The organism is Bullifex porci, assembly GCF_009695635.1.
GTDB classification, from domain to species: Bacteria; Spirochaetota; Spirochaetia; order Sphaerochaetales; family Sphaerochaetaceae; genus Bullifex; species Bullifex porci.
On the sequence record NZ_VUNN01000039.1, the window covers coordinates 1 to 7,834 of the forward strand.

The 7,834-nt window shown below is 35.1% G+C and carries 8 protein-coding genes; 7 read left to right on the forward strand and 1 reads right to left on the reverse strand.

What is annotated here, in order from left to right; translation table 11 throughout:
- Nucleotides 1-567: 567 nt before the first annotated feature.
- Entirely contained in the window at nucleotides 568-1,857 is a 1,290-nt protein-coding gene (locus FYJ80_RS11330) for a hypothetical protein (RefSeq protein WP_154426986.1), read from the reverse strand.
- Between the two features lie 285 nt (nucleotides 1,858-2,142).
- Between FYJ80_RS11330 and FYJ80_RS11335 the strand changes: the two genes are divergently transcribed.
- The 7 genes from FYJ80_RS11335 (at nucleotide 2,143) to galE (ending at nucleotide 7,667) form a co-directional block, all read left to right on the forward strand.
- A complete protein-coding gene (locus tag FYJ80_RS11335; RefSeq protein ID WP_154426988.1) occupies nucleotides 2,143-2,733 on the forward strand; it encodes a hypothetical protein in 591 nt (196 codons plus the stop codon).
- A complete protein-coding gene (locus tag FYJ80_RS12120; RefSeq protein ID WP_268878572.1) occupies nucleotides 2,733-2,861 on the forward strand; it encodes a CD1871A family CXXC motif-containing protein in 129 nt (42 codons plus the stop codon). The genes FYJ80_RS11335 and FYJ80_RS12120 overlap by 1 nt, the downstream gene beginning before the upstream one ends.
- Nucleotides 2,858-3,640 (forward strand): 4Fe-4S binding protein, encoded by a 783-nt coding sequence (locus tag FYJ80_RS11340; RefSeq protein WP_154426990.1) that lies wholly within the window; start codon nucleotides 2,858-2,860, stop codon nucleotides 3,638-3,640. Before FYJ80_RS12120 ends, FYJ80_RS11340 begins: the two co-directional genes overlap by 4 nt.
- Nucleotides 3,637-5,298, forward strand: coding sequence for a formate--tetrahydrofolate ligase (locus FYJ80_RS11345; RefSeq protein WP_154426992.1), 1,662 nt, complete (start codon nucleotides 3,637-3,639; stop codon nucleotides 5,296-5,298). The genes FYJ80_RS11340 and FYJ80_RS11345 overlap by 4 nt, the downstream gene beginning before the upstream one ends.
- Nucleotides 5,299-5,307: 9 nt before the next feature.
- A complete protein-coding gene (locus FYJ80_RS11350) occupies nucleotides 5,308-6,030 on the forward strand; it encodes an alpha/beta hydrolase (RefSeq protein WP_154426994.1) in 723 nt (240 codons plus the stop codon).
- 148 nt (nucleotides 6,031-6,178) lie between these two features.
- Entirely contained in the window at nucleotides 6,179-6,601 is a 423-nt protein-coding gene (locus FYJ80_RS11355) for a hypothetical protein (RefSeq protein WP_154426996.1), read from the forward strand.
- Nucleotides 6,602-6,650: 49 nt separating this feature from the next.
- Nucleotides 6,651-7,667, forward strand: a complete 1,017-nt coding sequence (gene galE / locus FYJ80_RS11360) for a UDP-glucose 4-epimerase GalE (RefSeq protein WP_154426998.1) — start codon at nucleotides 6,651-6,653, stop codon at nucleotides 7,665-7,667.
- The last annotated feature ends 167 nt before the right edge of the window (nucleotides 7,668-7,834 follow it).

Here is a 7,834-nt window from a genome sequence, read left to right on the forward strand (position 1 = left end):
ATATGTAAGCCCTCCTTTAATTAGAATTTGACTGCAATTAGAACGACTACCTTCACGTATCGACCTCGAATGAACCCGGTCTCATTTTATTAATGGAATGTATGGGGGCTGGAAAAGTAGCTCCAGCCTTAATCCATACTTCCGCTGAATAAGTAATCGAAGAACTGGTGTGAACTATTTTTTTTTAATGAGGTAGATATCATAAGACACTCCATCTCAAAAGAAATTTGTACTACAACCAGCTTCCATTCGCCGTCACGAATAGAATAGCATCATTCTTTTACAGCTGAGGACATCTTAGTTTTTTAGTATGCATATTGAAAGTAATTGATATAGTTCTATCTGATGAATTTTCTATGTTGGATGATATATGAAGATTGTAATAATTCTCTCAATACTACTGCCTATGATTTGCATGCTAACGATAAAATATCTATGAATAGTCTAGACTTAGTAAAAAAATAATAGAGCCAATGGTATAAATATTGTGTTTTAAAAATAGCTAAGAGGAGTAAAAAATATGCCCAAATGCTAGTAGCATTGGGCAGCCTTGAGGTTAATAGATGATCAACCTAAATATTTCTTGTAGTGCTCTTTGTAGCTTCTAAACTTAAAGAAATTATACTTGATGTATTTTGAATCATCTTCAAACTTAGTAACAGCCTTATCAGAGACGTTAATACCATTAATGATAAAGTAGTAGTTATCAGAATTAATAATATGACAGTCATTAACAAAGTTCTTAGCCTCTGTAACTGTATTTTCACCTGCATTAAGAATAACAAGTGTTGTGATATTATCTTTAATTGTTTTCAGTACATTAGGATCCTCTGTAAAGGTTGGAAGAGTAATAATATTTTTATCATTACTATTTGCCTTTAACCCCTTTGAAATAATATCGACACTCTTTTTAGAGGTGATAGCTGTTACAGCTATTTCTTTCTTATCAGCTAGCTTATTTAAGATGTACTCAAACTCCTTATTAGAAAGCTCGTTATTCTTATATAGTGGAATAAATGATAATACTCTTCTTTTTACGTTTCTATCGTTATCAAGGTCATCAGAGAAGTAGATATGTGTATCTAAGAAGCAAATAAAGAAATCAGCTGCAGCACCAATAACTAAGACGACAAAGCAAATGATAAGCATTGTCTTACCTCTTGTTGATGATTTTGGTTCTGTAAAATCTGAGAAAACTTTAATTGCTCCATTCTCTGCTATATTCTTTTGGTTATTAAGATGATTAATATAGACTTTTAAACTATTAATCATATTGTAGTTAGTAGAATTAGTATTCTCATATGCAAATTCAATTTGATTTAGAGTTGCAATTTCAGATTCAATTGTTGGGATAGCCTTATTAATATCAAGTACTAATTTACTCTTTATTTCATCATTAATAATCTCGACACAGTAGTTAATATAGTCTTTATAAATAGCAGCATTCTCTGCGCTCTTTTTAGAAAATGATACTGAGATTATATTATCCTTTAAGGTAATTTCTTTATCGTTAAGGAACTTTTCAGGATTATATTTTTTGCTATCAAGTCCTTTATCATTGATAAACTGCTTAATAGTATCGATATGTGTCATTTTATCAAGAATACTATCTGCTTTTATATATTCTATTCCGTAGAGATTTGAAAATGTTGAATTAGGAGTAAGTCTATATTCATATTTTGCATTTAAATCATATTGTGGTTCATAAATAGCAAAGCCATAAACTAATGCTGCAATGATTGCTAAGATTACAGTTATTACTATTAGCTTTGTGTGTGATAACATCTTTAAAATAAGTGTTATTAGATTTATTTCATCTTCATCATAGTAGCGGTTTTCTGTATAATTATTTTCCATAAATAATAATCCCCTCTATAAAAGATTACATGAGATAATTATTTTAAGCAATAGTGGAAAATAAAAGAGCTTTCCTCTAAATAGTAAGTTTGTAAGCTTTGTTTTATCGGTTGGAGGGACGAGAGGAAAGCTCCTAGCTATAATATAACTTTAGTTCTTTAATTCGTATAGTGTAATTATTTATAATAGTAAAAAAAGATTAACATATTAAAAAGTACATGTTATTATATAAGCAGCTACTACAAGCATTTATATAGATATTCTTTTTGTTTTGGGGAAGACAAGATGTATTGGACTATACAGCACTCATCGGTGCTCGATGTAGTCGAGCATGATGGGATTTATAAACCAGACTTTTCTAGGACACAATTAAAGTGCCCAATGCTATGTGCATTCGCTCTAAGGTATTTTAAGCTTCTAAATGACAATACCTTTCCAATTAATGGTGTAATATTTACATTCGAAAATACCTTTGAAAAGCCACTTTGCTCTCTTGAGGATGTAAAAAGCTTCTTTCAATCAGAGGAGAGGTATGAAACTATTTTACGTCACTCAATTACAGATGTATTTAATTCAAGGGATTACGTCTTACTATGCCTAGATGGATACCCATCCTCAGTTAGGACTCTTCCTATGGATATGGTGCTCTATGAGATGCTAGATGGTAATGTCTCTGCTAATGGAGTAGTAGCATACAATAGCTGGATAAATAGTGAGGTCCAAGTAGCTATGCTCAGCTGGATGAGAGAGGAGTTTCCTGGGTGGGCCTTTAAGAATGAGATTGGTAAAAGTAATGTAATGCAGCGTTGCCTTCCATATATAACTAAGGCTAATATTAAAGAGATATTTGATATTAGTAAGGTTATAGCTAGCTGATGAAGAAAATCCTATTAATTTGTATTTGTGTCTTGATGATCACCTTTGGGCTTCTTAGAGGTGAAGCTAATACTATTTACAATAAAGCTGCTACTATTTGCCTTGAGTGTATAGGACTTGGCAGATGAAAAAGATACGATTAATAATCCAAGCTCTTTCATTTGCATTTTCAAATGGATATATAAAGGGCTTTACAGCTGGAAAGATATATAAGGGAGAGCTAAAAAACTTCTGTCACCCAGGATTAAATTGCTACTCCTGTCCTGGTGCACTATTTTCATGTCCTATTGGAGCACTACAAACAGTTTCACCTACATCTCTTTATGTATTTGGCTTTCTATTTTTAGTTGGAACTATTTTTGGTAGAGCTGTCTGTGGCTGGCTCTGCCCCTTTGGCCTTGTCCAAAGGCTTTTATATATGATCCCAGTAAAAAATAAGAGAAAGAATCTTAAGGGTCACGATAAATTAAAGTATTTAAAATATTTTGTCTTAGTAATATCTGTATTATGGCTTAGAAGCTTTTGTACCTACCTTTGCCCATCGGGAATGCTATTGGGAGCAATTCCACTAACTATTATCTCAAAGCCAATTAGAGAGCTAATTGGTAGTACCTTCTTTATTAAGCTTTCAATATTAGTTTTATTTATTGTTCTAAGTATTTATTACGCAAGACCATTTTGTAAGTATATTTGTCCATTAGGTGCTATATATAGCTTATTTAATCCGATTTCAATAATTAAGCTAAGAGTTGATGAAGCAAAGTGTACTAAATGCTCAAGCTGTCAAAGAGCATGTCCTATGGATATAGCTGTATATAAGAATCCTCGAAGCCTTGAGTGTATTCGCTGTGGAGATTGTATTTCATCTTGTCCTCATAAAGCGATTGAGATAATATCATCTCTATGACAGATATTGAAATTGCAAATTCAGTTAAGATGGAAGAAATCGGTAAGATAGCTAAGAAGCTTGATATCGATGAATCAGATTTAGAGCTCTATGGACGATATAAGGCTAAAGTAAACCTCGATAGTAATAGCTTAAAGAAGAAGGGTAAGCTTGTATTAGTTACAGCTATTAACCCAACTCCTGCAGGTGAGGGTAAGACTACTATTTCTATTGGTCTTGCTGATGCGCTTTCAAGAAGAGGTGTTAAAACTGCATTAGCTCTGAGAGAGCCTTCTCTTGGTCCTGTTTTTGGAGTTAAGGGTGGGGCAGCTGGTGGTGGCTGGGCCCAAGTAGTTCCTATGGAGGATATAAATCTTCATTTTACAGGTGATTTACATGCAATTACTGCTGCAAATAACTTAATTGCGGCTCTCCTTGATAACTCAATAATGCAGGGAAATCCATTAAATATAGATCCTAGAACTATTACTTGGAAACGCTGTATGGATATGAATGATAGGCAGCTAAGAGCTATTATCTCAGGTCTTGGCGGTAAGAGTAATGGAACTCCTAGAGAGGATGGGTTCCAAATTACAGCTGCAAGTGAGATTATGGCTACCTGCTGCCTAGCCTCTAGTATGGCAGATTTAAAGGAAAGACTTGCGCGTTTAATTTTAGCTAGAACCTACGATGGTAAGCTTGTTAAGCTCTCTGATATTAAGGGTGTTGGTGCTGTAGCTATTTTATTAAAGGATGCTATAAAGCCAAATCTAGTTCAAACTCTTGAGAAAACTCCAGCCTTCGTACACCTCGGACCATTTGCGAACATCGCTCATGGGTGTAATAGTGTTATAGCGACTAAGACAGCCTTATCACTTGCTGATGTAGTTGTTACTGAAGCTGGCTTTGGAGCTGATTTAGGTGCTGAGAAGTTTATAGATATTAAGTGTCGTTTATCGGGTCTTTCTCCAGATGCAATTGTATTAGTTGCCTCTGTTAGAGCTCTAAAGTACCATGGTGGTGTAAAAAAGGAAGAGCTTGGAGAGGAAAATGTTGAAGCCTTAATTAAGGGCTTAAAGAACCTTGAAAAGCACATTGAAAATATTAAAGGTGTATGGAAGCGTCCTGTTACAGTTGCAATTAACCACTTTACTCTCGATACTCAAGCAGAGACAGCTGCTATTAAAGATTTTTGTAATGCTAAGGGTATTAATGTTTCCTTTGCAGATGTTTGGGCAAAGGGTGGTGAAGGTGGTTTAGAGCTAGCTGATAGTGTAATTTCACTTTTAAAGAATGATAGTGAGCCTGTAAGCTTTACTTATAGCGATGATATTACGCTTAAAGCAAAGCTTGAGAGCGTTGCAAAGAAAATATATGGTGCTTCAGCTGTTGAATTTGCACCTGGTGTTATTACTAAGCTTAAGAAAGCAGAGGAAGAGGGCTATGGCTCTTACCCTGTATGTATAGCTAAGACACAATACTCACTATCTGATGACCAAAAGAAGCTTGGACGTCCTGAGGGCTTTACTCTACATATAAGAGATGTAAGAGTATCTGCTGGAGCTGGCTTCTTAGTTGCTTATGCAGGAGATATTATGACTATGCCAGGACTTTCAAAGGTCCCTGCTGCTAATGGTATGGATATCTCTGATAGTGGCACAATTACAGGATTATTCTAAGGAGAGCTTATGGCATTTTTGCGTTGTGATTATCGTTCTAATAGTTTAGTTATGAGTACTTCCTTTTGTGCTATCCTTCCAGAGGATAAGCCATTAAAGGATAGTAATGTTGTTTACCTTTTGCATGGACTTTCTGATAACTGTACCAATTGGGAAAGATATACTAGCGTTGAACGCTATGCTATGGAGCATGGTATTGCTGTAATAATGCCTGAGGTACAGCGAAGCTTCTATACAGATATGAATCTTGGCTTAAAGTACTTTGAGTTTGTCTCAAAGGAGCTAAGAGAGGAGGTTCATCATCTATTTAACCTTCCTACCGCTAAAGCTAAGAACTATGTCATGGGTCTTTCTATGGGTGGGTATGGCGCTTTAAAGTGTGCTTTAACATATCCAAATAGATATAATGGATGTGCAGCCTTTTCTCCTGCGGTAGATGTAAAAGAGATTTATGAAACTGGTCCTAAGATTAAGAAAAATGAGATGAAGGCTATCTATGGAGATAGTGTTAAAAATAAGGATGATATTTTCTATCTTGTTAATAAAGTAAAGAAAGCACCTTTTATCTATCTTGCATGTGGAGAGAGTGATTTTATTTTCTCTCATTCTCAAAGGCTTGATAATGCACTACAGGCAAAGGGCCTTGATTACAAATATGAGCATTGGGATGGAATTCACGATTGGGCGTTCTGGGATGAGGCTGTAAAGAGAGCTTTTAATTTATTTTTTTAGCTAGTAGAAGTTAATTTTTTGTTTGAATTATCGTAAAAATACAAACTTTGTTGCTTATTTGAACAAAAATTATATTTTATTTGCTATTTAATCTTCCTTTTTTTCATTTCCTTTATTATAAATAAAATACATGTGGAGGGAAATGTAGGTGATAAAACCTGTTGTTATTAATGACAAGAAGGAAGTAATAGAGGGCTCTATTTTATTTAGTAAGTCTAATTCCTTTATTGAAGCACTTAATAATAGGGAAGATGATATTACTCTTTGTGTTTTGAAAGCTGATTTAAAAATATTTTTAAGAGTAATTAATATAGATAAGCTTGATATTGAGTGCTTACCAGAGCTTGCGATCATGACCGATTCTTTTATTCGCTGTATGGAAATTAATAAAGTATTTTGTCCTGCAGGTATTGCTCTTTATAAGAAGAGTGAGAAGAAGAATGGTGTTGTTAGGTATTGCAATAAGCATCAATGTAGAATTTGTGAGAAAAAGTGCTTTAATGTTAAGGGCGCTATTCCATATAAGGAGGTTGATTTCTCCAAGCGTTCAAGACTTAAGATGAAAAAGTAACTTTAAATTCAATTCCTTTTGTGATAGCCTACAGTAAAGGAGAAATAGTATGTCCATTTTAGTTGCTGGAGGAGCAGGATACATCGGTTCACATACCTGTGTAGAGCTTCTTAATGCAGGTTATGATGTTGTAGTTGTTGATAATCTTGCTAATTCAAGTGAAAAGGCTCTAAAGAGAGTTGAAGAGATTACAGGCAAGAGTGTTAAGTTTTATAAGGCTGATTTATTAGATAGAGCAGCTTTAGAGGATGTTTTTAACAAGGAGAGTATTGATAGCGTAATTAACTTTGCTGGCTTAAAGGCTGTTGGTGAGTCTGTACATAAGCCATTAGAGTACTATCATAACAATATTACAGGTACACTCAATCTTTGCTTTGTAATGAGAGAGCATAATGTTAAGAATATTATCTTCTCATCCTCAGCTACTGTTTACGGGGATCCTGCCTTTGTTCCTATTACAGAGGATTGCCCAAAGGGAAATCCTACTAACCCATATGGTCAGACAAAGAGTATGCTTGAGCAGGTATTAACAGATTTACATACTGCTGATCCAGAATGGAATGTAGTACTTCTTAGATACTTTAACCCAATTGGAGCTCATAAGAGTGGCTTAATTGGTGAAGATCCTAAGGGTATTCCAAATAACCTAGTTCCTTACATTGCTCAGGTAGCAATTGGAAAGCTTGAGGCTCTTGGTGTATTTGGTGATGACTATCCAACTCACGATGGTACTGGAGTTAGAGACTATATCCACGTTGTAGATCTTGCTGTAGGACACGTTAAAGCACTTAAGAGATTTGAGAGTAATACTGGTGTTAGTATCTATAACCTTGGTACTGGTCATGGTTACTCTGTTTTAGATGTTCTTCATGCATATGAGAAGGCTTGCGGTAAGACCTTACCATATAAGATTAAGCCTCGCCGCCCAGGCGATATCGCAACCTGCTATTGCGACGCAACTAAAGCTAAGGAGGAGCTTGGCTGGAGTGCTGAATATGGTATTGCAGAGATGTGTGCTGATTCCTGGAGATGGCAGAGCATGAATCCTAATGGATATAATGATTAATTTTTAAATATTAGAGCTTAAGAGGACAGTTTCTGTCCTCTTTTTTTGTTTGCTCTGCATGAGTATTAACTTGGTGGTGAAAGTCCACTGCGGGAACAGTTCTGAAAGAAAACCGCTAGCCAACGGCAAGGGCGTAACAGCAATGTTGGGTCTGAAGGAAGCAATAG

Bases quoted from the DNA above. Each gene is read 5' to 3' on its own strand.
- FYJ80_RS11330 (WP_154426986.1), bottom strand. From the start codon at position 1,857: ATGGAAAATAATTATACAGAAAACCGCTACTATGATGAAGATGAAATA.
- FYJ80_RS11335 (WP_154426988.1), top strand. From the start codon at position 2,143: ATGTATTGGACTATACAGCACTCATCGGTGCTCGATGTAGTCGAGCAT.
- FYJ80_RS12120 (WP_268878572.1), top strand. From the start codon at position 2,733: ATGAAGAAAATCCTATTAATTTGTATTTGTGTCTTGATGATCACCTTT.
- FYJ80_RS11340 (WP_154426990.1), top strand. From the start codon at position 2,858: ATGAAAAAGATACGATTAATAATCCAAGCTCTTTCATTTGCATTTTCA.
- FYJ80_RS11345 (WP_154426992.1), top strand. From the start codon at position 3,637: ATGACAGATATTGAAATTGCAAATTCAGTTAAGATGGAAGAAATCGGT.
- FYJ80_RS11350 (WP_154426994.1), top strand. From the start codon at position 5,308: ATGGCATTTTTGCGTTGTGATTATCGTTCTAATAGTTTAGTTATGAGT.
- galE (WP_154426998.1), top strand. From the start codon at position 6,651: ATGTCCATTTTAGTTGCTGGAGGAGCAGGATACATCGGTTCACATACC.